The sequence below is a fragment of the Leisingera sp. G5_S3_59_S7 genome, from assembly GCF_054968485.1.
In genome coordinates this window covers 39,599-66,445 of the sequence record NZ_JBQKUH010000003.1, presented here as the reverse complement: position 1 = coordinate 66,445, position 26,847 = coordinate 39,599, and the positions used below count along the sequence as shown (strand labels likewise).

At 64.4% G+C, this 26,847-nt stretch carries 22 protein-coding genes and 1 pseudogene; 20 read left to right on the top strand and 3 right to left on the bottom strand.

The window, feature by feature from the left end:
• Positions 1-8 precede the first annotated feature (8 nt).
• The 3 genes and pseudogenes from ACTRWG_RS02780 to ACTRWG_RS02770 form a co-directional block, all read left to right on the top strand.
• Positions 9-1,019 (top strand): ABC transporter substrate-binding protein, encoded by a 1,011-nt coding sequence (locus ACTRWG_RS02780; RefSeq protein WP_027234923.1) that lies wholly within the window; start codon positions 9-11, stop codon positions 1,017-1,019.
• Positions 1,016-2,065 (top strand): FecCD family ABC transporter permease, encoded by a 1,050-nt coding sequence (locus tag ACTRWG_RS02775; RefSeq protein ID WP_027234922.1) that lies wholly within the window; start codon positions 1,016-1,018, stop codon positions 2,063-2,065. The genes ACTRWG_RS02780 and ACTRWG_RS02775 overlap by 4 nt, the downstream gene beginning before the upstream one ends.
• Positions 2,062-2,571 (top strand): annotated as a pseudogene (locus tag ACTRWG_RS02770) (ABC transporter ATP-binding protein); the annotation flags it as partial. The gene ACTRWG_RS02775 and the pseudogene ACTRWG_RS02770, both read left to right, overlap by 4 nt.
• Positions 2,572-2,864: 293 nt before the next feature.
• On the opposite strand, the gene ACTRWG_RS02765 reads toward ACTRWG_RS02770, so the two are convergent.
• Positions 2,865-3,752 (bottom strand): LysR family transcriptional regulator, encoded by an 888-nt coding sequence (locus tag ACTRWG_RS02765; protein WP_027234920.1) that lies wholly within the window; start codon positions 3,750-3,752, stop codon positions 2,865-2,867.
• A gap of 105 nt (positions 3,753-3,857) precedes the next feature.
• Here ACTRWG_RS02765 and ACTRWG_RS02760 point away from each other — a divergent pair, with 105 nt between their 5' ends.
• From ACTRWG_RS02760 to ACTRWG_RS02710, 11 genes are all read left to right on the top strand, one after another.
• Complete coding sequence (locus ACTRWG_RS02760; RefSeq protein WP_027234919.1) at positions 3,858-5,303, top strand: aldehyde dehydrogenase family protein; 1,446 nt, start codon at positions 3,858-3,860, stop codon at positions 5,301-5,303.
• 113 nt (positions 5,304-5,416) lie between these two features.
• The gene (locus tag ACTRWG_RS02755; RefSeq protein WP_027234918.1) at positions 5,417-6,400 is read left to right on the top strand and encodes a membrane dipeptidase; all 984 of its coding nucleotides are present in this window, start codon (positions 5,417-5,419) and stop codon (positions 6,398-6,400) included.
• A gap of 3 nt (positions 6,401-6,403) precedes the next feature.
• A complete protein-coding gene (locus ACTRWG_RS02750) occupies positions 6,404-8,092 on the top strand; it encodes a hypothetical protein (protein WP_027234917.1) in 1,689 nt (562 codons plus the stop codon).
• A complete protein-coding gene (locus ACTRWG_RS02745; protein ID WP_462828921.1) occupies positions 8,089-8,718 on the top strand; it encodes a DUF3726 domain-containing protein in 630 nt (209 codons plus the stop codon). Before ACTRWG_RS02750 ends, ACTRWG_RS02745 begins: the two co-directional genes overlap by 4 nt.
• Positions 8,719-8,731: 13 nt before the next feature.
• A complete protein-coding gene (locus ACTRWG_RS02740) occupies positions 8,732-9,742 on the top strand; it encodes an Ldh family oxidoreductase (protein WP_027234915.1) in 1,011 nt (336 codons plus the stop codon).
• 77 nt (positions 9,743-9,819) lie between these two features.
• Positions 9,820-11,649: a BCCT family transporter gene (locus ACTRWG_RS02735; RefSeq protein WP_027234914.1), complete on the top strand. Its 1,830-nt coding sequence runs from the start codon at positions 9,820-9,822 to the stop codon at positions 11,647-11,649.
• Between the two features lie 267 nt (positions 11,650-11,916).
• Positions 11,917-12,744 (top strand): cytochrome c oxidase subunit II, encoded by an 828-nt coding sequence (locus ACTRWG_RS02730; RefSeq protein ID WP_027234913.1) that lies wholly within the window; start codon positions 11,917-11,919, stop codon positions 12,742-12,744.
• A gap of 133 nt (positions 12,745-12,877) precedes the next feature.
• Positions 12,878-14,653, top strand: a complete 1,776-nt coding sequence (locus ACTRWG_RS02725; protein ID WP_027234912.1) for a cbb3-type cytochrome c oxidase subunit I — start codon at positions 12,878-12,880, stop codon at positions 14,651-14,653.
• Entirely contained in the window at positions 14,650-15,348 is a 699-nt protein-coding gene (locus ACTRWG_RS02720; RefSeq protein ID WP_027234911.1) for a cytochrome c oxidase subunit 3, read from the top strand. The genes ACTRWG_RS02725 and ACTRWG_RS02720 overlap by 4 nt, the downstream gene beginning before the upstream one ends.
• Before the next feature lie 16 nt (positions 15,349-15,364).
• Positions 15,365-16,081, top strand: coding sequence for a heme-copper oxidase subunit III family protein (locus ACTRWG_RS02715; protein ID WP_462828920.1), 717 nt, complete (start codon positions 15,365-15,367; stop codon positions 16,079-16,081).
• 9 nt (positions 16,082-16,090) lie between these two features.
• Positions 16,091-16,468 carry a cytochrome C oxidase subunit IV family protein gene (locus tag ACTRWG_RS02710; RefSeq protein WP_027234909.1) on the top strand — a complete coding sequence of 126 codons (378 nt, stop codon included), beginning with the start codon at positions 16,091-16,093 and terminating at the stop codon, positions 16,466-16,468.
• 168 nt (positions 16,469-16,636) lie between these two features.
• On the opposite strand, the gene katG is transcribed toward ACTRWG_RS02710, so the two are convergent.
• Complete coding sequence (gene katG, locus ACTRWG_RS02705; RefSeq protein WP_462828919.1) at positions 16,637-18,844, bottom strand: catalase/peroxidase HPI; 2,208 nt, start codon at positions 18,842-18,844, stop codon at positions 16,637-16,639.
• 220 nt (positions 18,845-19,064) lie between these two features.
• On the opposite strand from katG, the gene ACTRWG_RS02700 reads away from it, so the two are divergent.
• From ACTRWG_RS02700 to ACTRWG_RS02685, 4 genes are all read left to right on the top strand, one after another.
• Positions 19,065-19,982: a LysR substrate-binding domain-containing protein gene (locus ACTRWG_RS02700; protein ID WP_462828917.1), complete on the top strand. Its 918-nt coding sequence runs from the start codon at positions 19,065-19,067 to the stop codon at positions 19,980-19,982.
• Positions 19,983-20,185: 203 nt separating this feature from the next.
• Positions 20,186-21,247, top strand: coding sequence for a Hint domain-containing protein (locus ACTRWG_RS02695; RefSeq protein ID WP_462828916.1), 1,062 nt, complete (start codon positions 20,186-20,188; stop codon positions 21,245-21,247).
• A gap of 327 nt (positions 21,248-21,574) precedes the next feature.
• Entirely contained in the window at positions 21,575-22,195 is a 621-nt protein-coding gene (rpsD, locus tag ACTRWG_RS02690; protein ID WP_027234905.1) for a 30S ribosomal protein S4, read from the top strand.
• Positions 22,196-22,361: 166 nt separating this feature from the next.
• The gene (locus ACTRWG_RS02685) at positions 22,362-22,934 is read left to right on the top strand and encodes a PA14 domain-containing protein (RefSeq protein WP_462828915.1); all 573 of its coding nucleotides are present in this window, start codon (positions 22,362-22,364) and stop codon (positions 22,932-22,934) included.
• Between the two features lie 80 nt (positions 22,935-23,014).
• Here the strand turns inward: ACTRWG_RS02685 and ACTRWG_RS02680 are convergent, their stop codons facing one another.
• Positions 23,015-23,476, bottom strand: coding sequence for an Lrp/AsnC family transcriptional regulator (locus tag ACTRWG_RS02680; protein ID WP_260003317.1), 462 nt, complete (start codon positions 23,474-23,476; stop codon positions 23,015-23,017).
• A gap of 104 nt (positions 23,477-23,580) precedes the next feature.
• Between ACTRWG_RS02680 and ACTRWG_RS02675 the strand changes: the two genes are divergently transcribed.
• The gene (locus ACTRWG_RS02675; protein ID WP_462828914.1) at positions 23,581-25,005 is read left to right on the top strand and encodes an aminotransferase class V-fold PLP-dependent enzyme; all 1,425 of its coding nucleotides are present in this window, start codon (positions 23,581-23,583) and stop codon (positions 25,003-25,005) included.
• A 171-nt stretch (positions 25,006-25,176) separates the two neighbouring features.
• Positions 25,177-26,823, top strand: coding sequence for a peptidoglycan-binding protein (locus ACTRWG_RS02670; protein ID WP_259958673.1), 1,647 nt, complete (start codon positions 25,177-25,179; stop codon positions 26,821-26,823).
• Positions 26,824-26,847 lie beyond the last annotated feature (24 nt).

Sequence of the window (26,847 nt, the reverse complement as noted above, 5' to 3'; positions counted from 1 at the left end):
CGACTAACATGTTTCTGCGTTCCGGCCTTATCGGCCTTACCTTCACCGTTGCGGCCCAGGCGGCGGCTGCCGGCGACAGCTTTCCGCTGACTATCCAAAACTGCGGCCAGTCCGTCACCTTCGACGCCCCTGCGGCGTCCTCCGTGACCGTCGGCCAGGCCGCCACCGAAGTGCTCTATGCGCTGGGGCTGGGGGACAAGGTGCTCGGCACCTCGGTCTGGTTCAACGATGTTCTGCCGGAATACGCCGACGTGAACGCCAAGGTTGAGCGGCTGGCCGACAACGACCCCAGCTTTGAAAGCGTGGTGGCCAAGCGCCCCGGTCTGGTGGCGGCCCAGTATGAGTGGCACGTGGGTCCTGAAGGTGTCGTCGCCAAGCGCGAGCAGTTCCATGACCTGGGTATCCCCACCTATGTGATGCCCGCCGATTGCGTCGGCAAGGACAACACTACCGGCGGCGACGGCACCCGAACGCAGATGTTCACCACCGAGAGCCTGTATCAGGGCATCGAGGAGCTGGCAGCGATCTTCGGAGAGGCCGAAAAAGGCGCAGAGCTGGTCGCTGACTACAAGGCCCGCGAGGCCGCGGCTGTTGCCAAGGCGAAAGAGGTTGCGCTGGCCGACGCCTCAGCCGTGTTCTGGTTCTCTTCGCCTGAGCTGGAAAGCGACCCGTTCGTGGCCGGCCAGAAGGGCGCGCCGGGCTACATGATGCAGCAGCTTGGCCTGCGTAATGTCATCGAGACCGACGAGGAATGGCCGACCGTCGGCTGGGAAACCATTGCCAAGGCCAACCCGACGGTGATCGTGATTGCCCGCATGGACCGCCGCCGCTTTGCCGCCGACGACTACGAGAAGAAGCTGGAATTCCTGCGCAATGATCCGGTCGCCAGCCAGATGGACGCCGTGAAGAACGGCCGTATCGTGGTGATGGATGCCCAGGCCATGGACGCCACCATCCGCGCGATCCCTGCGCTGGAGGATCTGGCCGCTGAACTCAGCGCAATCGGCAACGGCGCATGAGCGCAGCCGCCGCACTTGCATGGCACGGCTTCCGGGGCGCTTGCCTGGCTTTGCCGGTGCTGGCTGCGGCGGTTCTGGCAGGCGCAATGATCGGGGAAACCCCGCTTGCGCCTGACCTTGTCCTGTCTGTTCTGGTCAACAAGCTGGCCGGGGCGGGTCTGCCGGTGGACCCGGTGGACCAGGGCATCATCTGGAGCTACCGGCTGCCGCGGGCGCTGGTGGCGGGGGCGTGCGGCGCGGCGCTGGCGGTGACAGGCGTGGTGCTGCAGGCGCTGCTGCGCAATGCGCTGGCGGACCCTTATATTCTGGGCATTTCCGCCGGCGCCTCGACCGGGGCGGTGGCGGTCACAATTGCCGGCCTCGGCGGTGGCGCCCTGTCGCTGTCCTTCGGCGCCTTCAACGGGGCGCTTCTGGCGTTTGGCTTTGTCGCCATCCTGGCGCGGGCCGCCGGGGCGGGCAGCAGCCGGGCCGCAGCGGCGCAGATTGTGCTGGCGGGCATTGCCGGCTCGCAGCTGTTCAACGCCCTCACGGCCTTCATCATCGCCAAATCCGCCAATGCGGATCAGGCGCGCGGCATCATGTTCTGGCTGATGGGCAACCTCAGCGGCGTGCGCTGGCCGGATGTGTGGCTGGCGGTGCCGCTGGCGCTGGCGGGCTGGATGGTCTGCCGGTTTCACGCCCGGGCGCTGGATGCCTTCACCTTTGGCACCGATTCCGCCGCGGCGCTGGGCATCCCGGTGCGGCGGGTGCAGGTGGTGCTGATCTTTGCCACCGCGCTGATGACAGCGGTGATGGTATCGATCGTCGGCTCCATCGGTTTTGTCGGCCTGGTGATCCCTCATGCGGCGCGGTTCCTGGTGGGGCCGGGCCACCGCCGTCTGATGCCCGCCGCCGCTTTGACCGGCGCGGTGTTTCTGATCGGCGCCGATGTCGTTTCGCGCGTCATCATCCCCGGTCAGGTGCTGCCCATCGGCGTCGTCACCGCACTGATCGGGGCGCCGGCCTTTGCCATTATCCTGGTGCGCGGGCAGAGGACGGCGCGATGAGGATCGAAGCCCGCAGCCTGTCCTTTGCGGTGCGCGGCAAGGCGCTGCTGTCGGATGTGTCGCTGTCGGCGCAACCCGGTGAGACGCTGGCGCTGGTCGGACCCAACGGGTCCGGCAAATCGACGCTGATGCGGCTGCTGGCGGGGCTGGCCCGGCCCTCGCAAGGCAAGGTGCTGCTGGCGGAGCAGCCGCTGGCGCGGCTGTCGCGCCGCGAGATTGCCCAGCGGATCGCCATTGTCGAGCAGCAGGCTGATACCGCCGAGCGCATCACCGCACGCTCAGTGGTGGAGCTGGGCCGCACCCCCTGGCTGTCGGCGCTGCGGCCGTGGAGCGGAGAAGACACCCGGCAGGTGGACAAAGCCCTGCGGACGGTGGAAATGGAGGCCTTCGCCAAGCGCGAGTGGGCCACCCTGTCCGGCGGCGAGCGGCAGCGGCTGCATATCGCGCGGGCACTGGCGCAGCAGCCGGGGCTGCTGCTGCTGGACGAGCCGACCAACCATCTGGACATCCACCACCAGCTGTCGATCCTGCGGTGCGTCCGGAACCTGAAAGTGACTGCCGTTGTGGCGTTGCACGATCTGAACCAGGCGCTGACCTGCGACCGGGTGGCGGTGCTGTCGGGCGGGCGGCTGGTGGCATCAGGCACGCCGCAGCAGGCGCTGACGCCGGAAACAGTATCTGAGGTGTTCGGTATCGCGGCCCGGCAGGTCCGGGATGCAGACGGCGGCGCACCCCATCTGTCCTTTCACCTGGCCTGACGCGCGGCGGGCCTGCCCGGCGGCGGGACGCAGGCGCGCGGTTATCCGGCCAGGTCCGGTGACAGGTCGCACGACTGGATGAAGCTGCTGCATTCCTCAGTCAGGGCCGCAAACCGGGAGCGGTCGCGCTGGTAGAGGTAGACCTCCCGTTTGTCCGGCAAGTCAGCAATGGGGCGGAAGGCGGTGGTTTCCGGCATGAACCGGGCCACGGTCTGCGGCAGCACCGTCACCCATTTCCCGGTCCGGACCATGGTGATCAGCGAGTGGGTGTTGTGAATCGTCACATCGGCTGAGCTGCTGGCCTCGACAAAGCGCTCGTTGCGGATCAGGCCGCACAGGGCGTTGCGGACAAAACCGGCCCCGGTAACGTCAGCGATCGCCGGCGGCCGTTCCTGCAGCAGCAGCGGGTGATCGGCAGAGCAGACCAGGCCAAAGCGGTCCTCGAACAGCGGCACCGCCTTGACCCCGTTCAGCGGATGATAGCCGGAGGCGATGCCGATATCCGCCTTGCCTTCGGCCAATGCGTCCAGAACCTGCTGGGTGTCGGTGTCGCGCAGTTCGACCTTGAGACCCGGGAAGCGGGCGGTCAGATGCTCCAGCACCGCCGGGAACACCAGCGCAGCCACCGATGGCACCGACACGATGCGGATCAGCCCGTGGGTCGCCTCCGCCGCCATCTCGATGCTTTGCACCGTCTGGTCGAAGCGGCGCACCTGTTTCTGGGCCAGCTCAAAGACTTGCTCGCCTAGCGGCGACAGCTGGCTCTTGCGCTCGCCCTCGAACAGCTTCTTGCCCAGATGGTCCTCCATCTGCTTGAGCGTCATGGAAACAGCCGATTGGGTCCGGCCCAGCCGGTTCGCAGCCTCAGACAGGTTCCCGGTCTGCGCCACGGTGCAAAAGACGCGCAGCATTTCAATCTTCAAGGCCATGACTTCAGAATTGTTGAAGTTACGTTCAGTTTATTGAGTTTGACTGATGCGGGGGCGGAAGTCCATCCTGCTGCAAACCTGAATTTCAGCATCTGGGGCTTCTCCGTGACCAAACTGAACCTGATTGCCGGCGAATGGCTGGCTGGCGAAAGCGAAATCGAAAACCGCAACCCTTCGGATCTGAGCGATCTGGTCGGCATGTTTGCCCAGGCCAGCGCCGATCAGCTGGAGGCAACGCTGGACCAGGCGCAGAAAGCGCAGGCCGAATGGGCCGCTTACGGGCTGGAGCGCAAGCAGGCGGTGCTGATGAACATCGGCAATGAGCTGATGTCCCGCGCCGAGGAGCTGGGCACGCTGCTGAGCCGCGAAGAAGGCAAGCCGCTGGCCGAGGGCAAGGGCGAAGTCTACCGCGCCGGCCAGTTCTTCACCTATTACGCCGCCGAATGCCTGCGCCAGATCGGCGAAAACGCCGACTCCGTGCGCCCCGACATTGAGGTGGACGTGCGCCGCGAGGCCGTGGGCGTGGTGGCGATCATCTCGCCCTGGAACTTCCCGACCGCAACCGCATCTTGGAAAATCGCGCCGGCGCTCTGCTACGGCAACGCGGTGGTCTGGAAACCGGCTAACATCACCCCGGCCTCTGCCGTGGCCCTGACTGAGATCATCGCCAAGCAGGACATCCCCAAGGGCCTGTTCTCGCTGGTCATGGGCTCCGGCCGTTCCATCGGCCAGCGCCTGGTCGAAAGCCCCAAGGTGAACGCGATCTCCTTCACCGGCTCGGTGCCGGTCGGCAAAGGCATTGCCGCCGCCGCCATCCAGAACCTGACCAAGGTGCAGATGGAGATGGGCTCCAAGAACGCGCTGGCCGTCATGGACGACGCTGACCTGGATCTGGCCGTCACCCTGGCGCTGGGCGGCGCCTTCGGCGGCACTGGCCAGAAATGCACCGCTTCCTCCCGGCTCGTGGTCCACGCGGCTGTTCATGACGCCTTTGTCGACAAGCTTGTCGCCGGGGCACAGGCCATGAAAGTGGGCCACGCGCTGGAAGAGGGCGTGCAGATGGGGCCGGTGGTCAGCGAGCAGCAGCTGAACGAGAACCTGGCCTATGCTGACCTTGGCAAATCCGAAGGCGCCGAACTGGCCTGCGGCGGCCAGCGTTTGGAAATGCCGCACGAGGGCTTTTACATGTCCCCCGGCGTGTTCCTGAATACCACCAACGACATGCGCATCAACCGCGAGGAAATGTTTGCGCCGCTGACGAGCGTGATCAAGGTCGGCAGCTATGACGAGGCGCTGGCGGTGGTCAACGACACCAACTTCGGCCTGACCTCGGGCATCGTGACCCAGTCGCTGGCCCGCGCCACCCATTTCCGCCGCAACGCGCGCACCGGTGTTGTCACCGTCAACCTGCCGACCGCAGGCACCGACTACCACGTGCCCTTCGGCGGCCGCGGCGACAGCTCTTATGGCCCGCGCGAGCAGGGCAAGGCGGCGGCGGAGTTCTACACCACCGTCAAGACCGCCTATATCAGCGCCGGCAAACCGGTCTGATGCCCGCCAGCCGCTCGGCCTGAACTTTTCCGGCGAAACGCCGGATCCAGCGCCCGTCCTGCCCCCGCAAACACTTGGGACGGGCGCTGACCTTTAAAAATCGAGGTGCTTGAATGACCGGATACCGTATCGACTGCCTGCAATATGCCAACTGGTCGGAAAAGATCTTCCGCCAGCTGCGCGAGGGCGGCGTGGACGCGATTCATGTCACGATTGCCTATCATGAGAACTTCCGCGAGACGGTTCTGAACTTCGAGAAGTGGAACCGCTGGTTCGAGCAGTATCCGGACCTGATCATGAAGGGGCAGTGGGCCAGCGACATCAGCAAGGCCCGCGAAACCGGCCGCACCGCGGTGTTCTTCGGCTTCCAGAACCCTTCGCCGATGGAAGACGACATCGGCCTGATCGAGATCCTGCACACCCTGGGCGCCCGTTTCATGCAGCTCACCTACAACAACCAGTCGCTGCTGGCGACCGGCTGTTACGAGGATGAGGACACCGGCATCACCCGCATGGGGCGTCAGGTGATCAAGGAGATGAACCGGGTGGGCCTGGTCGTGGACATGAGCCATTCCGCCGACCGCTCCACCATCGAGGCGGCGGAGATTTCCACCCGCCCCATCGCTATCACCCATGCCAACCCGCATGAATGGTCGCCCGCGCTGCGCAACAAGAAGGACGATGTGATCCGCGCGGTGACTGGCCACGGCGGCATGATGGGCTTCTCGGTCTATCCCCACCACCTCAAGGATAAATCGGACTGCACCCTGCAAAGCTTCTGCGAGATGATTGCCCGCACCGCTGACAAATACGGGGTGGAACACCTCGGCATCGGCACCGACCTCTGCCAGGACCAGCCCGACAGCGTCGTGGAATGGATGCGCGTTGGCCGCTGGACCAAGGAAATCGACTACGGCGAAGGATCAGCCGCCGCGCCGGGCTTCCCGGCAATGCCCAGCTGGTTCAACGACAACCGCGACTTTGGAAACATCGAAGACGGCCTTCGCGCGACGGGCATGAACGATGACGAGGTCAGCGGCATCATGGGCGGGAACTGGTACCGGTTCTTTGCCGAAAACTTTGGCCCAAAGGGATAGGTCATGGAAACAACCGCGCAGACAACGATATCACGACGGGATCCGGCACAGGTGATGCGCCTCAGCCGGCTCGGCTCCTTGCATCAGTGCCGCCTCAGCTTCATGCGGGTGCTGACGCGCCGCATGGCGCGGGAAAACTGGAGCTTTGCGCGCCCCAAGTTCGATATCAATGCCAAGGGCGTCGGGGTGGCGGTCTATACTGCCACCGGCCCTGCGCGGACTTACTCCCTGATTGCCTTCGCCCACGACCTGCCGCCGGAAATGCGCTCGGACCGGGTGATCGCCACCGCCTGGGATGCGACCTTCACCCTGTTCGACGGGGTGCCAAGGGATGACGACATTGAGCGGCTCTCGAAGAACGTGCCGTACCAGGAGGCGGGCCGGGTCAACGATAAGTCCCTGTCTGTCTCCCGCGCCAACCGCTCTGTGCGGCTGTGGGCGCATTTCATCGATGCGCTGTCGCAAGGCCGGCAGCCTGACCCGGACCAGGTGGAGGCTGTCGGCTATCTGATGCGCACCACCGCCGTCTACGGCTCCGGCAAGCTGGGCGCTGCGGACCGCGAAGCCATCGCAGACCGCCCCGAACTTAACGCGCCGTTCCAGGCAGAGATGCTGTCGGTCTACCTGACCCGTGTCTTTGTCCGTGATCTGGTGGAGCATATGGCCCGCGCCAAGGGCGGCGAAAACGCCGTGCCGCTGGCGCCGGAAACCGCGCGGCGGCTGGGCATCGGCAATTCCACCGGCCTTGGCATGGCGCCCTACATCGTCAACCACCCGGTGCTGTTCAACAACTGGATCATGGCGCGGGAAGAGGCGATTGCCCGGGTGCGCTCGGTTCAGACGGCTTCCAGCGACGAGGCCGCCTGCTTCCGCCGGATACTGCGGCGGAGCGAACTGTCCGCGGCCCGCTGGCACTCCGAACATCCGGTGCAGATCGAAAAGCTGGCAAGCCTGCGCAAGGATCTCGACCAACTGGCAGCCTGGGCCGCGGCAGATGATCTGCTCAACGATCACCCCTGGGACCGACTGATCCGCTGGAGCGAGGCGGAGCTGAGCCTGGAAGGGCAGGAACTGGCGGCTTCGCTGATCCTGGAACCCTATGCAGAGCTGGTGGACGGGCTGTCGGACTGCATGGCAGACAGCAACAAACAGGCCTTTGTGATCAACGGCGCGATGCCGGTTGCACAGGTCCGCAGCCTGATCGAGGACAGTTTTGGCTGGGCGCTGGAGCTGGATTGGACGGCCAAGGAGAACTGCGCCCGCGCCTGGTATGTCTCGGAGGAGAAGCTGGAGCCGCGCATGGGCGAGCGGTTCGACGAGCCGATTGCCAACTACGAGCAGCCGCTGGCCCCGGCCCGCGACGCGGCGGCGGCCCATGCCGCGCTGGCAGAGTGGGACGGTGAACAGCCGGTTGCGGCCTTCCTGCTGCGCCATCCGGAGCACCGCCATACCGTGCGCCGCGCGCAGATGAGCCAGGTCGCGCCTTATGGCGAGATCCGCAGCAACACCATCAGCAACCGCGTGCTGCCGGTCGACATGCTGCGGGCCAAGCTGTCGTTTTTCGGGGCCACCCATTTCGACCCGCGCTCCGACCGCTGGGTGCGGATTTGCATGTATGCGGGCGCGCCTTACCCCGAAGACCTGACCACCGCCAACGCGGACTTGTGGGTGTACCCGGAGGCAGACCAATGAGCTATGCACTGAACGAAGTGGAAGCCACCGCCAAACGCGCCGCCCGCGGGGCCGGCTATGACTGGGGCTTGGCCGAGGAGGCTGCCAAGGCTACCCGCTGGCTGTGCGCGCAGGGGCTGGACGGCGCGGCTGTGCTGGCCGGGCTGCTGCGGGCCGGCTTTGCGGCTGAGCTATCGCGCCACCTGCCGCGGTCTCTGGACGGTGACTGGCAATCCCAAGCGCCGCTGTGCCCGCTGGGAACCGGCGCGGTTCTGTCGGACTGCGCGGTGCAGTTGCGGAACACGCCACGGACAATTGGACCTGTTGCCCAGCCCGCAATGATCCTGCCGTTTGCCGCGATGGCCGCCCGCCAGCTTGATACCTGCGTCACCGTCGAGGGCGAGGGCTTTCAAGCCGTCACCGATGGGGCCGGGTTGCAATGCGAAGGCGTTTTGCCTGAGGCCGCCGCTCTGCTGACCATCCGTGCCGCGGGCATCGTTTCAAACCCGAAGCCGGGCCGCACCCGCGCTGAGCCGGAAGAGGCGGCCTGGGCCGCGCTCAACCAGTTTGCCCATAAAACCTACGCTCCGGCCACCGAGGAGTCGCGCCTTCTGGGCGCCGGCGCCGGGCTGTCGGACAACGACTGAAGAGGCCCCATACATGACCGAAACCCAAATCCTGACCCTTGACGAGATCGAGGACCTGTCCTTCCGCGCCCTGGTGGCTGCGGGCACATCCGAGGCGAATGCCCGCCCGCTGGCGGTTGCCACCGCAGCGACAGAGGCCGACGGGGTGGCCAGCCATGGCCTCGCTTATATCCCGATCTACGCGGAGCATGTGCAGTGCGGCAAGGTGGACGGGCAGGCGTCGCCCGCGCTGGCCCGCCCGCGTCCCGGCGTCATTTCCGTGGACGCGGCCACAGGGTTCGCGCATCCGGCCATCGACGCAGGCTTTGAGGCGCTGATCCCGGCAGCCCGCGAGCAGGGCATCGCGGTTCTGGCCATCCGCAACAGCTATAACTGCGGCGTTCTCGGCTACCACACCGCCCGCCTGGCCCGCGCCGGGCTGGTGGGGCTGGGCTTTACCAACGCGCCGGCCTCGATTGCCCCGTCGGGCGGCAGCAAGCCGGTTGTCGGCACCAACCCGTTCTCGGTCGCGGTGCCGGGCGAGGACGGCGAGCCGGAACTGCTGATCGACCAGAGCGCCAGCACCATCGCCAAGAGCGAAGTGATGAAACACGCCCGCGAGGGCAAGGAGATCCCACTGGGCTGGGCGCTGGATGCTGACGGCAACCCGACCACCGATCCGGACGCGGGCCTCAAGGGCTCCATGGCGCCGTCGGGCGGGTATAAGGGCGTTAGCGTCGCGCTGCTGACCGAAATAATGGCCGCCGCACTGACCGGTGCGACCCTGGGCATCAACGCCTCGCCGTTCTCCGGCACCGCGGGCGGCCCGCCGAAAACCGGCCAAATGTTTATCGCAATCGACCCCGCTGCGACATCAAATGACACATTTCGTTCCGGAATGGTCGGAATCGTGGAAGCGGTGCGGGCACAGCCTGGCGCACATGTGCCGGGCGACGGGCGCCGCGGCAAGCGGATCAGGGCCCGTGACCAAGGCGTCGCGGTCAGCGTTGCAACGCTGGACAGGATCAAAGCTCTCATGGGCTGACGCCAATCCCCGGCGGGACCGCAACCCGCCGGATACTCCGCACCACGGTGCGGCACGTGCGAAACGGGAGGAAACGCATGTCAATTAAGCAACCTTTTACCGATTTGGAGATTAAGACCTCCAACGGCGGCTTCTACGAGGGGCACAGCGTCGAGATCGCCTTGCTCAGCAAGGGGATCATGGTCGCGCTGGTGCTCTGGGCCCTGGTTTGGCCGGCAAACGCCACTGGCGTGCTGGGCAGCCTGAACTGGCGCATTCTGGAGGATTTCAACGCATTCTACATCGTCATCGTCGGCTTCTTCGCCTTTTTCCTGTTTGTGGTCGCCGCTCTGCCGCAAACCGGTAAGCGGATCATGGGGGCCCCGGGCGAGCAAAAGGAGTTTTCGGACTTCTCCTGGTTCTCGATGATGTTCGGCGCCGGTCTGGGCGTCGGCCTGATGGTTTTCGCCACCGCAGAGCCGCTGGGCCTGTGGGGGTCCAACCCGGTGGTGCTGTCGCAGGATGTCGCGGCAAACAGCGAAGAGGCCATTCAGTCCGGCTTCCGCTACACCTTCCTGCACTACGGCTTCCACGCCTGGGCGATTTATGTGGTGACCGGCCTGTCGCTGGCCTACTACGCCTATACCCGCGGCATGCCGCTGACCATCCGCACCGCGCTGACGCCGCTGTTCGGCAAGCTGATGAACGGCTTCCTGGGCCACGTTGTTGACGTGCTGGGCGTTGTCGCCACCATCCTGGGCGTCTCCGTGACCATCGGTTTCGGCGTGTCGCAGTTCGTGGACGGCCTCTACGCGATCACCGGCATGGAATGGATGATGGACATGAGCGGCGACGCGCCTGCACCGGGCACCGTTGGCCTGCTGGCCGGCCTGTTCGCGATCATGGGCCTGTCGATCATCTCGGCAGTGTCCGGCGTCGGCCGCGGCGTCAAGTATCTGTCGAACCTGAACCTGGTGCTGTCGATCATCCTGCTGCTGACCTTTGTGGTCTTCGGCTCCTTCATGTTCGCCATGAGCACCTACGCCTCCGCCTTTGTGGACTATATCCTGAACTTCACATCGCTGAGCTTTGGCGCTTTCGGCCCGCAATCCGCGGCTGAATTCTCGGCAGCACTGCCGGCCGAGGCAGCCCCCTATGCCGACGCTCTGCGCGGCGGTGCCACCAACGCCTGGGGCTCCTTCGAAGGCTTCAAGTCCGGTCTGGAAGGCGAAGCGGCTGCCCTGTCCGACGACGTGCTGTCAGCGGCCTATGCCGCAGGCGAGCCGCAGCGCCAGTTCGGCTGGCAGGCAGGCTGGACCACCTTCTACTGGGCCTGGTGGATCGCGTTCTCGCCCTTCGTGGGCCTGTTCCTGGCGCGCATTTCCCGCGGCCGCTCGGTGCGTGAATTCATCATCGGCTGCGTGTTCGCCCCGGCGCTGGTCTGCTTTGCCTGGATGACCATCCTGGGCGGCACCGCCATCGACCTGGAACTGAACGGCGCAGCAGAGGGTGCGATCATCGGCGCCTCCAACACTGCCAAGCTGTTTGTCACGCTGCAAAGCATGATCGACGGCGGCCTGCTGTCCGGCATCACCATCATGTGCGTGGTTCTGATCATGACCTTCCTGGTCACCTCTGCGGACTCCGGCATTCTGGTGATGAACACCATCATGTCCGGCGGCGACCAGAACATCGGCAACAAGCACAAGATCGTCTGGGGCCTGATCCTGACCGCCGTGATCGGCACCCTGCTGTTCGCGGGCAAGCAGAATGGCGGGGCCGACCCGATGGAAGCGCTGAAAAGCGCGATGATCATCGGTGCCCTGCCGTTCACCATGGTGATGGGCCTGATGTGCATCTCGCTGGCCAAGGCGCTGTTCCGCGACGGTCAGCGTGAGAAGGCAGCAGAGCGCGCGCCTGCCGAATAAGCAATGCTGCCGCCCTGCCGGGCGGTGCAGGGGCCGGAGGGAGAAATCCCTCCGGCCCTTTTTGTTTCCGGCGGCCCGGAATCTTCCCGGGCAGCTCTGCGCGGGCGGGGCCGGAATTGCGTTAATATGGAAACTTCTTGCCGCAAAAGGCGTAAAACATACGGTTTCTGGATTAATTTGTGAAACCGCCGTATACTGTCCTCTCATGCCGAATGAACCTGCCTGCCGGACCTTTGGAGTGTTCGGGCAGCGGGGAAAGGGGGCGGGATGCTGATTGCGGTCGTGCTTGTGCTGATCGTGGCGGGGTCCGTTGCGTTCCATCTTTACAGCCCGTGGTGGTGGACGCCGATCGCGTCGAACTGGGACTATATCGACAACACGCTGGTTATAACCTTCTGGATCACTGGCGCGGTGTTCGCCGCGGTGGTGCTGTTCACAGCCTATTGCGTGTGGAAATTCCGGCACCGGCCGGGGCACAAGGCGGAATTCGATCCTGAAAACAAGCGCCTGGAATGGTGGCTGACCGCGGTGACCGCCGTTGGCGTGGCGGCCATGCTGGTGCCGGGGCTGTTCGTGTGGAAGCAGTTTGTCACCGTGCCGGACGACGCCACCGAGCTGGAGGTCTTCGGCCAGCAGTGGAGCTGGGCCTACCGGCTGCCGGGGGAGGACGGGGTGCTGGGCACCGCGGATGCGGAATGGGTCAGCGGAGAGAACCCGTTGGGCGTCAACCCGCATGACCGCTTTGGCAACGATGACCTCATCATCGAGGGCGGCGAGGTCTATCTGCCGGTGGATCAGCCGGTGAAGCTGCTGCTGCGCTCGATCGACGTTCTGCACAATTTCTACGTGCCTGAGTTCCGCGCCAAGATGGACATGGTGCCAGGCATGGTCACCTATATCTGGTTCACGCCCACCCGCACCGGCAATTTCGAGGTGCTCTGCGCCGAATACTGCGGCACCGCGCATCCCTTCATGCGCGGCTATGTGACCGTAGTGGAGGCGGAGGAATACCAGGAATGGCTGCAGGAGCAGCTGACCTTTGAAGACTACGCCCGCACGGCGTCTGAACCCGCGACAAGACTGGCAGAACGGTGAGGGCAGTGCCCGGCCGCGGGCGGAAACGAAGTGCCCGCTCCGTATTGCCGGAGGCAAACCTCCGGTTTGACGGGGCGGTCGGGCACTGCCCGGCTTTCAGCCGGGCGGGACGCAAACGCGATGGAGTCCTGCAATGACCGACACCCTGCCTGACCACGACAGCAATCTGCCGCCGCGCGAAGTTGCCGATGTGATGCCGCCGCATGCGCACAGCTGGATTGGCAAATATGTTTTCTCGCAGGACGCCAAATACATCGCCATCCAGTATTCCGGCACCGCTGTGGCCATCGGCCTGGTGGCCCTGGTGATGTCCTGGCTGATGCGGCTGCAGCTGGGCTTTCCCGGCACTTTCGACTTCATCACGCCGGAGGCCTATTACCAGTTCGTTACCATGCACGGGATGATCATGGTGATCTATCTGCTGACCGCGATCTTCCTCGGCGGTTTCGGCAATTACCTGATCCCGCTGATGGTCGGTGCCCGGGACATGGTGTTTCCCTTCGTCAATATGCTCAGCTACTGGGTCTATCTGCTCGCCGTCCTCGTGCTGGTTGCCAGCTTCTTTGTTCCCGGCGGGCCGACCGGCGCGGGCTGGACGCTCTATCCGCCGCAAGCGGTGCTGTCCGGGACGCCGGGCGGCGCGCAAAGCGGCATCATCCTGATGCTGGTCTCGCTGATCCTGTTCATCATCGGTTTCACCATGGGCGGGCTGAACTATGCCGTCACCGTCCTGCAGGCCCGCACCCGCGGCATGACGATGATGCGGCTGCCGCTGACGGTCTGGGGCATCTTCACCGCCACGGTGATGGCGCTGCTGGCGTTCCCGGCGCTGTTCGTGGCCTGCGTGATGATGCTGTTCGACCGGCTGCTGGGCACGTCGTTCTTCATGCCGACGCTGGTGGAGCTGGGCGAGAAGCTCAGCTATGGCGGCGGCAGCCCGATTGCCTTCCAGCACCTGTTCTGGTTCTTCGGCCACCCCGAGGTCTATATCGTGGCACTGCCCGCCTTCGGCATCGTCTCCGACCTGATCGCGGTCCATGCGCGCAAGAACGTCTTCGGCTACCGGATGATGGTCTGGGCCATTGTCATCATCGGCGCGCTCAGCTTCATCGTCTGGGCGCACCATATGTATGTCTCGGGCATGCACCCGTGGTTCGGGTTCTTCTTTGCCACCACGACGCTGATCATCGCCATCCCGACCGCGATCAAGGTCTACAACTGGATCCTCACTCTGTGGAAGGGCGACATCCACCTGACCCTGCCGATGCTGTTTGCGCTGGGCTTCATCGTGACCTTCGTGAACGGCGGGCTGACGGGGTTGTTTCTGGGCAATGTGGTGGTCGATGTGCCCTTGTCTGACACCATGTTCGTCGTCGCCCATTTCCACATGGTGATGGGGGTGGCGCCGATCATGGTGATCTTCGGCGCGATCTATCACTGGTATCCCAAGATGACCGGGCGGATGCTGAACGAGGCGATGGGCCAGATCCACTTCTGGGTCACCTTCATCGGTGCCTATGCGGTGTTCTTCCCGATGCACTACGTGGGCCTGGTCGGCGTGCCGCGCCGGTATTTCGAGATCGGCGAGCCGGAATTCCTGACCGCGCCGGTTGACGGGCTCAACGCCTTCATTTCCTCAGCCGCGCTGATTGTCGGGGCCGTGCAGGTGCTGTTCCTGTTCAACATCTTCTGGAGCCTGCGCCGCGGACGCGCAGCGGACGGCAACCCCTGGCGCGCCACCTCGCTGGAATGGCAGACACCGGAAACGCCGCCGCGGCATGGCAACTGGGGCGATGAGCTGCCCAATGTCTACCGCTGGGCCTATGACTACAGCGTGCCCGGCGCGCCGGAGGATTTTGTTGCTCAGAACGATCCCTGGGTGCCGGACGGCGAGGGGAGGCGGCTGTGACGGTCATCCTTGCCTTCCTGGCGCTGGTCGCCCTGGCTGCGGGGCTTTGGCTGTCGCAGCAGCGCCTGGCCTCCAAGCCCTGGCTGGAAACCGGCATTGCGCCACTGGCGGGCCATGGCCCGGGCAAGGCGCCAGGATTTATCTTCATCGCGGTTTTCCTGGCCGTGGCCGGCGGGCTCTTTGCCATGCTGGGCAGCGCCTTTGTCATGCAGATTGAGGAAACGCCGTGGGAGCTGGTGCCGCTGCCCGGCCGGGTCTGGCTGAACACCGCGCTTTTGCTGCTGGCCAGCCTGTTCCTGCAGTTCGTGGTGATCTCGGCGCGGGCCGGGACAGCGCGCTGGCTGCGCGCCAGCCTGATTGCCGCCAGCATCGCCACGCTCGCGTTTCTGGCAGGGCAGGCGCAGGTATGGATCGCGCTGACCAAAGACGGCTACCCGCTGGACGGCCCCCCGGCGGCCAGCTTTTTCTACCTGATCACCGGCCTGCACGGGCTGCATGTGCTGGGCGGCATCATCGCGCTGGCGGCGGTCTGCCTGCGCCACGCCGGGGGCAGGGACGTCAAGGCGCTGCTGCCGGGCGTGCGGCTTTGCGCGCTGTACTGGCACGGGCTGCTGGCCTTCTGGCTGATGCTGTTTGCGCTGCTGCAGGGCTGGGGCAACGCCTTTCTGGCGCTATGCCGCGCGGCCGTGAGTTGAAGGAGGAGGGAGAGTTATGGAACATCCGCTTCAAGGCCAGGATCAGACATTGCTGCAACAGGGGCACAGCGGCTTTGCCGCCGACTGGGGCTCGGACCAGCGGGTGTTCAAGAAGGTCTCCTGGGGCAAGGCGATGATGTGGATCCTGCTGCTCAGCGACACGTTTATCTTTGCCTGCTTCCTGGTCGCCTATCTGAACGCCCGCAATTCCACCACCTTGGAATGGCCCAACGCCAGCGAAGTCTTTGCCCTTCATATCGGCGGCCGGGACCTGCCGCTGATCCTGATCGCCATCATGACCTTCGTGCTGATCTCCTCCTCCGGCACAATGGCGATGGCGGTGAACTGCGCCTACCGCAAGGCGCGCAAGGCGACCGCCGCACTGATGCTGGCCACCGCCGCTTTGGGCGCGGCTTTTGTGGGAATGCAGGCGTTTGAATGGTCCAAGCTGATCAGCGAAGGCGTGCGCCCCTGGGGCAACCCCTGGGGGGCAGAGCAGTTCGGCGCCAGTTTCTTCATGATCACCGGCTTTCACGGCACCCATGTGACCATCGGGGTGATCTTCCTGATTATCGTCGCGCTCAAGGTCTGGCGCGGCGACTTCGACCGCGACCAGCGCAGCTGGATGTCACAGGGCAACGGCGATTACGAGGCGGTCGAAATCATGGGGCTCTACTGGCACTTCGTCGACCTGGTCTGGGTCTTCATCTTTGCATTCTTCTATCTGTGGTAGGGGGCCGCGATGACAGATACACCGCAAGCAATGGACACCGGCAGCATGGCCCATGAAGAGGGGCAGCAGCATCCGATCAAGCTCTACTTCGTAGTCTGGGTTTTGCTGTTCATCCTCAGCGCCGCGTCTTACTGGGTGGATTATGCGCAGCTGCAGGGGCTCCTGCGCTGGAGCCTGATCCTGATCTTTATGACCTTGAAGGCGGGGCTGATCATTGCCGTTTTCATGCATATGGCCTGGGAGCGGCTGGCGCTGATCTATGCGATCCTGCTGCCGCCGCTGGCGATGATCGGGCTGCTGGCAATTTTGATCATCGAGTCGGGTTACACCGCAGATACCCGTGTGATTGAGCTCGGGCAGGGGGCAGCTGCCGCGCCAGAAGAGTAAAGTATAATCGCCTGGCCGATAGGCCGGGCAGCACCCGACCTTCCCCACGGGAGGGCGCTTCACGCCCGCCGAGGGTCAGGCGCTGCCCTCAGTGTTGTTTCTGGGTCGTGTAAAGAGAAAGGCGCCCCGGTGTCCCGGAGCGCCTCCAATTTTCAGTTTCGGCAGCTCTTACGCCGCCAGATCGAACCGGTCTGCGTTCATCACCTTGACCCAGGCGTCAACGAAGTCCTGCACAAACGCCTCCTTGGAGTCATCCTGCGCATAGACCTCGGCCAGCGCCCGCAGCTGCGAGTTGGAGCCGAACACCAGATCAGCACGGGTGGCGGTCCATTTCACCTCGCCGCTGGCACGGTCGCGGCCCTCATAGGTGCCGTCGCCAGCCGGTTGCCACTGCACGCCCATGTCCAGGATATTGGCGAAGAAATCGGTGCTGAGCACGCCAGCCCGGTCCGTGAACACCCCGTGCGCGGAGCCGCCGTGATTGGCCCCAAGCACCCGCAACCCGCCGATCAGCGCCGTCATCTCCGGCGCGCTCAGGGTCAGCAGCTGCGCCCGGTCCACCAGCATCTTCTCGGCCGGAATGCTGTAGTCCGCCTTCTGGTAGTTGCGGAAGCCGTCGGCCTCCGGTTCCAGCACGGCAAAGCCCTCGATGTCGGTCTGCTCCTGACTGGCATCGGTACGGCCAGGGGTGAAGGGCACTTCCACCGGATGCCCGGCAGCCTTGGCGGCCTCTTCCACGCCGGCGCCGCCTGCCAGCACGATCAGATCGGCCATCGAGATCTTCTTGCCGCCGGTTGCGCCGGCATTGAAGTCTTGCTGAATGCCTTCCAGAACCTTCAGCACCTTCGCCAGCTTCTCAGGCTCGTTCACTTCCCAGTCCTTTTGCGGCGCCAGGCGGATGCGCGCGCCGTTGGCGCCACCGCGCATGTCGGAGCCGCGGAAGGTCGAGGCCGAGGCCCAGGCGGTGGAGACCAGCTCCGGCACCGAAAGCCCGGAGGCCAGCACCTTGGCCTTGAGGTCCGCCACGTCGCCGTCTTCCACCAGCGGGTGATCCACCGCAGGCACCGGATCCTGCCAGATCAGATCCTCCGCCGGAACCTCCTCACCCAGATAGCGCGACTTGGGCCCCATGTCACGGTGGCATAGCTTGAACCAGGCGCGGGCAAAGGCGTCGGCGAATTTCTCCGGGTTGGCGTGGAAATCGCGCGAGATCTTCTCGTACTCCGGGTCCATCCGCATCGACATATCCGCGGTGGTCATCATCGGCGGATGCGTCTTGCTGGGGTCATGGGCGTCCACCACCATATGCTCGGGCTTCACATCCTGCGCCTGCCACTGGTTTGCACCAGCCGGGCTTTTGACCAGTTTCCACTCATAGTCGAACAGCACGTCGAAATAGCCCATATCCCAATTTGTCGGGTTCGGTTTCCACGCGCCCTCAATGCCGGACGTGGTGGTGTCAGCCGCATTCCCGGTGCCGTGCGAGTTCAGCCAGCCCAGCCCCATATGCTCGATCTCCGCGCCTTCCGGTTCCGTGCTGACCAGCTCCGGATCGCCTGCGCCATGCGCCTTGCCAAAGGTATGGCCGCCCGCCACCAGCGCCACGGTCTCCTCGTCATTCATCCCCATGCGGGAGAATGTCTCGCGCACATCCTTGCCAGAGGCGACCGGATCCGGATTGCCGTCCGGGCCTTCCGGGTTCACATAGATCAGCCCCATCTGCACCGCGGCCAGCGGGTTGGCCAGGTCGCGCTCGCCGGAATAGCGGCTGTTGGGCTGGTCGCTGGTGGCCAGCCACTCGGTCTCCGCCCCCCAATAAACGTCCTCCTCCGGCTCCCACACATCCGCGCGGCCGCCGCCGAAGCCGAACACCGGGCCGCCCATCGATTCAATGGCGCAGTTCCCCGCCAGGATCATCAGATCCCCCCAGGAGATCCGGTTGCCGTACTTCTGCTTGATCGGCCACAGCAGGCGGCGCGCCTTGTCCAGGTTGCCGTTGTCCGGCCAGCTGTTCAGCGGCGCAAACCGCTGATTGCCGGTGCCGCCGCCGCCGCGGCCGTCCGCACTGCGGTAGGTGCCCGCGCTGTGCCAGGCCATGCGGATGAACAGCGGCCCGTAATGGCCATAGTCCGCAGGCCACCAGTCCTGGCTGTCGGTCATCAGCGCGTAAAGGTCCTGCTTCACCGCCTTCAGGTCCAGCTTCTTGAACTCTTCTGCATAGTTGAAATCAGCGCCCATCGGGTTCGACGCAGGCGAATGCTGGTGCAGGACCTTCAGGTTCAGCAGGTTCGGCCACCAATGCTTGTTGGTGGTGCCGCCGGATGCGCCGGCGCCATGAAACACCGGGCATTTTCCTTGGGGGGTATTTCCGTCCATTTTTGTCTCCGATCGTGGCTGCAATTACTATCGTGCTACGTGACAGAAGCGCCCTCGGGCCTGTGCGGCAGCTCATCGCTTGAGCGCAGCCCCGGCCCCGCCTTGAGAATACAAGCGCGGCAAAGCTGCTGCCGGATTCCCTGTCTTCGTGAAATGAGGCTAGCAGAGGAAACCCATTGGATTAAGTTGCATTTATTCATCGCAGTGATAATCAAATCCTATGATAAACGTGACCCTCCGCCAGATGCGCTATTTCGAGGCGCTGGCCCAGCACCGCCATTTCGGCCGCGCGGCAGAGACCTGCTCGGTGTCGCAGCCTGCTTTGTCTGTTCAGATCAAGGAATTGGAGGAAATTCTGGGGGTGCAGCTGGTGGAGCGCGGGGCGCGTCAGGTGCGTTTGACCAGCTTTGGCGAGGATCTCGCCTTAAGGGTGCGCGGCATCCTGCGCTCGGTGGATGAGCTGGGCGAGCTGGCGCGCGCCTCCCGTGACGGTCTGGCCGGGCGGCTGCGGATCGGGGTGATTCCCACCATCGCGCCTTACCTGCTGCCCTCCATTGTCGGCACGCTGACCCGCCAGTATCCGGAGGCCGACATCCGGGTGCGCGAAACCGTGACCCCCAAACTGCTTGAGGAGCTGGGGGAGGGGCGTCTGGACACCGCCATCGTGGCGCTGCCGGTCTCAGAACCTGCGTTCGAGGAAGTGCCGCTGTTCTCCGAGGACTTCGTGCTGGTGCGCCCGGGGGAGGACAGCGGCAAGCCGGTGCCGGGTCCGGAGGGCTTGCGCGAAATGCGGCTCCTGCTGCTGGAGGAGGGGCACTGCTTCCGCGATCAGGCCCTGTCGTTCTGCAACATGCAGTCGGCGGCCCCGCGTGAGCTGCTGGACGGCAGTTCCCTGTCGACCCTGGTTCAGATGGTCAGCGCGGGCATCGGCGTGACGCTCATTCCGGAAATGGCAGTCCCGGTTGAAACCCGCTCGGCGGTGGTCTCGGTGGCCCGCTTCCGCGACCCGCAGCCCGCCCGCACCATCGGTATGATCTGGCGCCGCAGCAACCCGCTGGCGCGGCAGCTGACGCAGGTGGCCGAAGTGGTGCGCCAGGCGGCCGATACCCTGCGGGCCAGCTGCAGCCCGATGATCTGAGGCGCGGATCTGTTCTGCCTTTGTGAACAATCACCGGCTTAGCCCCCTCTGGATTGAGTGGCTCCGGGGTGGTCTCAACCTCTTGCAGATTGGTGCGCAAAGAGCACGTTCACAAGCCTTTCAACGGCCTTATTGTTTCCTGATTCAGGTTGTTTTGTTAACTTTCCATAAAAAATAACGAACTGAAGCGGGCATACAGGCAGATGAAAACGGGCTTTCGCGGCACGTTTGTTGTTTCCTGGTCGCAAACCGAGATTGACGGCCTTCCGGCCGCGCCGGTGGGCGCGCTGGAGGTGGGCGCGGCTTGGTCCTGGCATGGCGATGCTGTGCGGGTGGACGGGCCGGCAGGGCTGTTGCGGCTGGATACGGCAAGCGATGAGGCAGAATTGCGCCGCCGGGCGGCACGGTCGGTGCGCCGGCTGGTTGGGGCAGCGGTGCAGAACCGGACCGATGTGGATGCGGTCGCGGTGGACGAGCCGCTGATGGACAGGAGCTTTGCCGTGACCAACGGCGCGCAAAGTTTCACGGTGACCCTGATCGAAACCGGGCCGGGCCAGTTGCCGCTCTTGATGTTCACGGGCAGTCTGCCGCCGCGCGGGACCGACCTCTGGGTGGTGCACCAGTCGCTGGCCGGCCGCAGCACGGAGCGGACCCACGGCGAATCCGGGGTGGTCTGCTTTACCCCCGGAACGCTGATTTCGACCCCCGAAGGGCCCAAGCGGGTCGAACAGCTGCGCGAAGGCGGCAAGGTCCAGACCCGTGACAATGGCGCCCAAGAGATCCTGTGGATCGGCTCGCGCCGGATCACCGGTGCGCGGCTGCACGTGATGCCGCAGCTGCGCCCGGTCCGCATTCATGCCGGCGCCCTGGGGATCGACCGCCCGGAACGGGAGCTGCTGGTCTCCCCCGATCACCGGATGCTGCTCCGCGGCGCGCATGTGCAGGCGCTGTTCAACACGCCCGAGGTGCTGGTGGCGGCCGGCGATCTGGCCAATGGCCGCACAATCCTGCCCGATGCCACGGTGCGCGAGGTCACCTATATCCACCTGATGCTGGCCAATCACCAGGTGCTCTGGGCCAACGGGGTGGAGACCGAAAGCTTCCATCCCTCCAACGCCTCGCTCACCGCGCTGAGCGGCAGCGACAGGGCGAGGCTGTTCCGTCTGCAGCCGCAGCTGGAGCGCGATCCGCTGTCTTACGGCGCCTATGCCCGCCGCAATCTCAGCGCGTCCGAGGCCGCGATTCTCGCGCATCAGGCCGCCTGAGCCTTTACGGAACCGGAACAGCGCGCTATTTCGCGTCCCGGCCCGGCTGTCGCCTGCAGATTTCCAGGCAAATGCGCGTTCGCCATGTTGACTCTGCCCCATCCCCCTATATAAGCGCGGCTTCATTGGTGTTGGTGGCCCCCGCAAGGGGATGCCTGTCATGCCCGGATCCTGGATGCGGAGCAAGAGGACAACGCCCTTCGATTGTTGCAGGTGCTCCTGGAGCAGGTGAACACGGACGGTGCGGTGGCGGATGCGATTGCAGCCCGAAAAGTGGGAACCGGTTTTCGGAACAAGCTGCAATGCCATTAAAGAAGGAGATCAGCCGTGACCAAACGCACGTCTGCCAAGTACAAAATCGACCGCCGCATGGGCGAAAACATCTGGGGCCGTCCGAAGTCCCCGGTCAACCGCCGCGACTACGGCCCGGGCCAGCACGGCCAGCGCCGCAAGGGCAAACTGTCCGACTTCGGCATTCAGCTGCGCGCCAAGCAGAAGCTCAAGGGCTACTACGGCGACCTGACCGAAAAGCAGTTCCGCCGCATCTACGGCGAAGCCGTCCGCGTCTCCGGCGACACCGGTGAAAACCTGATCGGCCTGCTGGAGCGCCGCCTGGACGCCGTCGTCTACCGCGCCAAGTTCGTTGCAACCGTCTTTGCGGCCCGCCAGTTCGTGAACCACGGCCACGTGACCGTGAACGGCAAGCGCGTGAACATCCCCTCCTACCGCGTCAAAGAAGGCGACGTGATCGAGGTCCGCGACAAGTCCAAGCAGATGGTTGCCGTTCTGGAAGCCACCCAGCTGGCTGAGCGCGATGTGCCGGATTACATCGAAGCCGACCACTCCAAGATGACCGCAACCTTCGTGCGCACCCCGTCCCTGGGCGACGTGCCGTACCCGGTTATGATGGAACCGAACCTGGTCGTCGAATTCTACGCCAAGAACTAAGCCTGCTGCCCCCGGGGCATCTGGCGGAAGGGCTGTCCTGCGGGGCAGCCCTTTTTCTTTGCTGCTGCCGCCTTGCAGGAGGTCGCGTGGCGCGGGCCGCAAGGAAAGCTGTGGTCCGGCGGCGTCATTGGTACTATCCTGATCCCAAAACGACAGGGAGTGACCAATGAAGTTGATGATGAAGGCAGCTGCCGTGGCGGCGCTTACGGTTCTGGCGGCGGCGGCAGGCGCTGCACCGCTGAAACTCACACCCGCAAATCCGCAGCCCTCCGGCCTCAAGCCCGGCCTTGCGGTGACCTACGCCTACCCGCAGGACGTGAAAACACTGGCCGAAGCCTCTTCAGCGCTCAAGATCGGCAGCGAGCGCGGCCGCCCCATTTCCGGGCTGGACAACCGGGACACCGAAGAGGGGCAGAACACCCTGACCTCCAAGCGGCCGATGCACGTGGCGGCCAGTATCACCGGATACGTGAAGTTCGACCAGCCCGGCATCCACAATATCGACTTCCTGACCAACGACGGGCTGCGGGCCAGCATCGGCGGCCAGATCGTGGGGGAGTTCGACGGCCGCCAGTCCTGCGACACCACCATCATGACCCAGGTCGAGGTACCCTCCGCCGGCTGGTATCCGGTTGATATTCTGTACTTCCAGCGCCTTGGGACAGCCTGCCTGCACATGCGCATGGGCCCGGACGGCAAACGCCCGAAATGGATGAAGGACAGCGCCTTCGGTCACTGACCAGAAAGGCCTTCTTCTGGCCGGAAATATCCCGGGGGAAGCCCGGAGGGCTGGGGGCAGAGCCCCCGCTCCATCCTTTTCTAAAGCGGCAGCGGGCGGCCTTCTGCGATGGCTTCCATCGCGAAATAGGAGGTCACGCTGTCCAGCTCCACGCCTGAGATCAGCCGCTGATAGACCTTGTCGTAGCTGGCCATGTCCTCGGTCACCACTTTCAGCTGATAATCGTAATCGCCGCCGATCCGGTGGAAATCCACCACCTCGGGGATGGTCAGCACATGGCGGCGGAACTTTTGCAGCCACTCCGCCGAATGGTGCCGGGTGCGCAGCAGCACAAACACCACCAGATCCAGCCCCAGCTGCTTGCGGTCCAGCCGCGCGGTGGAGCCCTTCAGCAAGCCGCTTTCATTCAGCGCTTTCAGCCGCCGCCAGCAGGCGTTCTGCGACAGGCCAACCTGATCCGCCAGCTCCCGCTGAGACAGGCTGGCGTCCTGTTGCAGCGCTCGCAAGATGGCGCGGTCAATTTGATCTGCTGATTTGCTCATTAGTGGATCATATGACACAATAATCGTGCGATCCACTCAGTAATTGATAAAGTTATCTCGCCGATTTCCGTTCAAGATGTCTCAACAGATTTCGGAGGCGCGACATGACCCTGGCAGCATTCAAACAGACCATCCGGCAGGCCGCACAGGACGGCACCCTTGGCGGCAGCGTAATCGGCGACGGTGTGATGATCCCCGGCCTCGATGGTGAGGTGCCTCTGGTCTATGCAGACTACGTCGCCTCCGGCCGGGCGCTGCGCCAGGTTGAGGATTTTGTGGCGGCGCAGGTGCTGCCGTTCTACGCCAACTCCCACACTGAGGCGTCCTACTGCGGCACGCAAATGACCCGCCTGCGCCGCGAGGCGCGCAGCGAAATCGCCCGTCTCACCGGCGCCACGGCACAGGATGCGGTGATCTTCACCGGGTCGGGCGCCACCGCGGGCCTCAACCGGCTGGTGAGCCTGTTCGGTGTCAATGAGGCCGCGCGGCCGGTGGTCTTCATCGGCCCGTATGAGCACCACTCCAACATCCTGCCCTGGCGCGAAAGCAAGGCGCAGGTGGTCGAAATCCCCGAGGCGGAGGAGGGCGGGCCCGACCTGGCGGTGCTGGAACTGGCGCTGAAGCAGCACGCGGACAGCGACCTGAAGATCGGCAGCTTCTCCGCCGCCTCCAACGTGACCGGCATCGTGACCGATCCTGATCCCATCAGCCGCCTGCTGCACGCTCATGGCGCGCTGGCGGTCTGGGACTATGCCGGCGGCGGCCCTTACCTGCCGGTTGACATGGGGCAGGGCGGCGCCGCCCGCAAGGATGCTGTGGTCGTGTCACCGCACAAGTTTCCCGGCGGCCCCGGCGCCTCCGGCGTGCTGGTCGTCAACACCGGCGCGGTGCGCCGCCGCTGCCCCTCGTGGCCGGGCGGCGGCACCGTCAGCTTTGTCTCCCCCTGGCGGCATGAATACAGCCAGGATCTGGCCGCCCGCGAGGAGGCCGGCACCCCCAACGTGATCGGCGACATCCGCGCCGCCCTGGCGTTCCTGGTCAAGGAGGCCGTGGGCCAGCAGCAGATCGAGGCCCGCGAGGCCAAATTCGCGCAGATGGCCTGGGACGGCTGGTCCGCCAACCCGCGCCTGCGCATCCTTGGTCACCGCGAGGCCCACCGGCTGCCAATCTTCTCTTTCCTGGTCACTGACGGGGCGGGCAGCCCGGTGCATCAGCAGCTGTTCACCCGTATGCTGAGCGACGTCTACGGCATCCAGGCGCGCGGCGGCTGCGCCTGCGCAGGCCCTTATGCGCACCGGCTGCTGGGCATCAGAGAGCCGGAGTCGGAAACCCTGTTCGCCGACCTGCAAGCGGGAGAAGAGATGAAGAAACCCGGCTGGGTGCGGCTCAACTTCTCCTACCTGATGGAGGAGGAGACCGCGCAGTACATTATTGATTGCGTGAACGATCTGACGCTGAAAGCAGGGGAAATTGCCGCACGCTACAACGCTGATCCGGCAACTGCACGGTTCAAATCCCGGGCCGCCTAGGCCCAACCGGAACGGGTGCTTTCCCGCGCCGGGGAAGCACCTCACATGCTTGTGATATGTAGGCAGCCGGCCCCTGCATTTAAAGGGGGAATGTCTATCCCAAATCCCCCGCGACGGGCGGCCGGCGCCATGGCACGCTTGAACCAGTAGTTAATTGGTTGGAGCAAAATCATGGCTCTCAAGCTTTCCGCCCCTGTCGGCGACAAGAAACGGATTACCAAGCCGGACCCCAAGACCGGCGAAAGCAAATTCAAACCGGTCAAGAACGCCCCCGCGGATGTCGAACTTGTCCGCCTGATGCTCAAGGCGAACGGCTATTCCGTCGAAATCAGCACCAAGTGCGATGCCGGGCTGATCAAGACCATCAAGGATTTCCAGAAAAAGAAGCTGGGCTTCAAAAAGCCCGACGGCATCGTCGATCCCGGCATGCGCACCTGGAACGCTGGCCTGCCCAAGCTGGCCGCGATGCATGCCGCCGACACCAAGATTGAACGGGTTGAGGTTGTCGAGAACGGCAAGACCAAGCTGATCACCGTTGCCGAGTTCGAGGCGGGGCAGGAAGAATTGCGCCGCAAGCTTCTGGCCAAGGCCAACATGATGTACGGCCAGGCGGAATCCTGGGTCGATTTCTGCAACGAGGTGGAAAACACCCGCCAGGGCAACGAGACCTTCCTCAATGCGCTCACGGAATTTGCCGTCAGCGTGGTTAACGACAAGACCGATCCGCCCTGGACCCCGATCCTGAATGCCCGCTCCGAGGCGAGTTTCCTCAAGACATTGACTAGCAAGAAAAAACCGGACTGGAAAAAGGTCTACAAACAGGATGTGAAGGCATCCAAGGCCTATAACACCGGCGGCAAGGCGTTCAAGAAATTCATCGACCAGCGGATCGCCACCGCAGGGGGCATCGTCTGGAAGCTGGAAGTGGTGCGCGAGGTCTCCTTTGCCGTGGTGGAAACCTACATGACCGCGCGCCTGGTGGCGACCAAGGGTATGTCGCCTGCCAAGGCTCACGCTGTCGCTGCCGCCAGCACCGAGGCGCTGAAATCCAGCGCGGGCCAGCTGGGTGAGCATCTGGCGGGCAACAAGGTGACATGGGACGGCGCCGCCAAGAAAGTGTTCATCGACAGCTTCATTGCCGGGCTGGCGGGGGCTGCAGGCGGCAAGCTGACCGCCAAGCTGTCGGCAGGCCTCGCCGATGATCTGGCCAAGGCCGCAGCCTCGAAACTCTCCCGCGAGATGCCCAAGAAAGCGGTGAAGGTCTTCTTTGAGAAGTTCCTGAAATCCAAGGCCGGGGAGGCGATGGTGACGGAAGCCCTGAAGGAAACCATCGGCCTGGCCAAGCCGCTGATCGAAAAAGGCCGTCCGCCGAACACCAAGGAGATCAAGGAAAGCATCGCCAAGATCCTGACCGCAGGCATCATGTCCGCAGGGGCCGGCAAGGCGCTGGAGAAATTCTCCTCCGGCTTCACCTCCGGCGCGGAAAAGTTCCTCAAGACCAAGCTGGCGCCCGCCGCGATGGAGGGCGCGGTCAAGAAGGATTTGATCGCCAAATACGGCGCCAAGGCCACCGAGGATTTCATCAAGCTGCACGGCGACGCTGTCTATGGCGAGATCTCCAAGCAGATCTCCGGCAAGACGCTCAGCAAATATGCAGGCGAGGCCCTGAACAGCGCCGACGGCTCGCAATCGGCGGCGACCATGCAAAAGCAGGCCAACGAGGCGATGCGCAAGGACATGGAGCTGCGCAAGCAGATCCAGAAGATCATCATGGCCGAGGCCAAGCGCAAGATGCCCAAGACAGCCGCGGCGCATTAACGCCAGCGGTTCTGTCGGCGGGAG

Coding starts and splice junctions, on each gene's coding strand:
- ACTRWG_RS02740 (WP_027234915.1), top strand. CDS start 8,732: ATGACCGAAACCCAAATCCTGACCCTTGACGAGATCGAGGACCTGTCC.
- ACTRWG_RS02700 (WP_462828917.1), top strand. CDS start 19,065: ATGATAAACGTGACCCTCCGCCAGATGCGCTATTTCGAGGCGCTGGCC.
- katG (WP_462828919.1), bottom strand. CDS start 18,844: ATGGACGGAAATACCCCCCAAGGAAAATGCCCGGTGTTTCATGGCGCC.
- ACTRWG_RS02680 (WP_260003317.1), bottom strand. CDS start 23,476: ATGAGCAAATCAGCAGATCAAATTGACCGCGCCATCTTGCGAGCGCTG.
- ACTRWG_RS02745 (WP_462828921.1), top strand. CDS start 8,089: ATGAGCTATGCACTGAACGAAGTGGAAGCCACCGCCAAACGCGCCGCC.
- ACTRWG_RS02730 (WP_027234913.1), top strand. CDS start 11,917: ATGCTGATTGCGGTCGTGCTTGTGCTGATCGTGGCGGGGTCCGTTGCG.
- ACTRWG_RS02775 (WP_027234922.1), top strand. CDS start 1,016: ATGAGCGCAGCCGCCGCACTTGCATGGCACGGCTTCCGGGGCGCTTGC.
- ACTRWG_RS02670 (WP_259958673.1), top strand. CDS start 25,177: ATGGCTCTCAAGCTTTCCGCCCCTGTCGGCGACAAGAAACGGATTACC.
- ACTRWG_RS02675 (WP_462828914.1), top strand. CDS start 23,581: ATGACCCTGGCAGCATTCAAACAGACCATCCGGCAGGCCGCACAGGAC.
- ACTRWG_RS02695 (WP_462828916.1), top strand. CDS start 20,186: ATGAAAACGGGCTTTCGCGGCACGTTTGTTGTTTCCTGGTCGCAAACC.
- ACTRWG_RS02735 (WP_027234914.1), top strand. CDS start 9,820: ATGTCAATTAAGCAACCTTTTACCGATTTGGAGATTAAGACCTCCAAC.
- ACTRWG_RS02715 (WP_462828920.1), top strand. CDS start 15,365: ATGGAACATCCGCTTCAAGGCCAGGATCAGACATTGCTGCAACAGGGG.
- ACTRWG_RS02725 (WP_027234912.1), top strand. CDS start 12,878: ATGACCGACACCCTGCCTGACCACGACAGCAATCTGCCGCCGCGCGAA.
- ACTRWG_RS02685 (WP_462828915.1), top strand. CDS start 22,362: ATGAAGTTGATGATGAAGGCAGCTGCCGTGGCGGCGCTTACGGTTCTG.
- ACTRWG_RS02750 (WP_027234917.1), top strand. CDS start 6,404: ATGGAAACAACCGCGCAGACAACGATATCACGACGGGATCCGGCACAG.
- ACTRWG_RS02780 (WP_027234923.1), top strand. CDS start 9: ATGTTTCTGCGTTCCGGCCTTATCGGCCTTACCTTCACCGTTGCGGCC.
- ACTRWG_RS02755 (WP_027234918.1), top strand. CDS start 5,417: ATGACCGGATACCGTATCGACTGCCTGCAATATGCCAACTGGTCGGAA.
- ACTRWG_RS02765 (WP_027234920.1), bottom strand. CDS start 3,752: ATGGCCTTGAAGATTGAAATGCTGCGCGTCTTTTGCACCGTGGCGCAG.
- ACTRWG_RS02710 (WP_027234909.1), top strand. CDS start 16,091: ATGACAGATACACCGCAAGCAATGGACACCGGCAGCATGGCCCATGAA.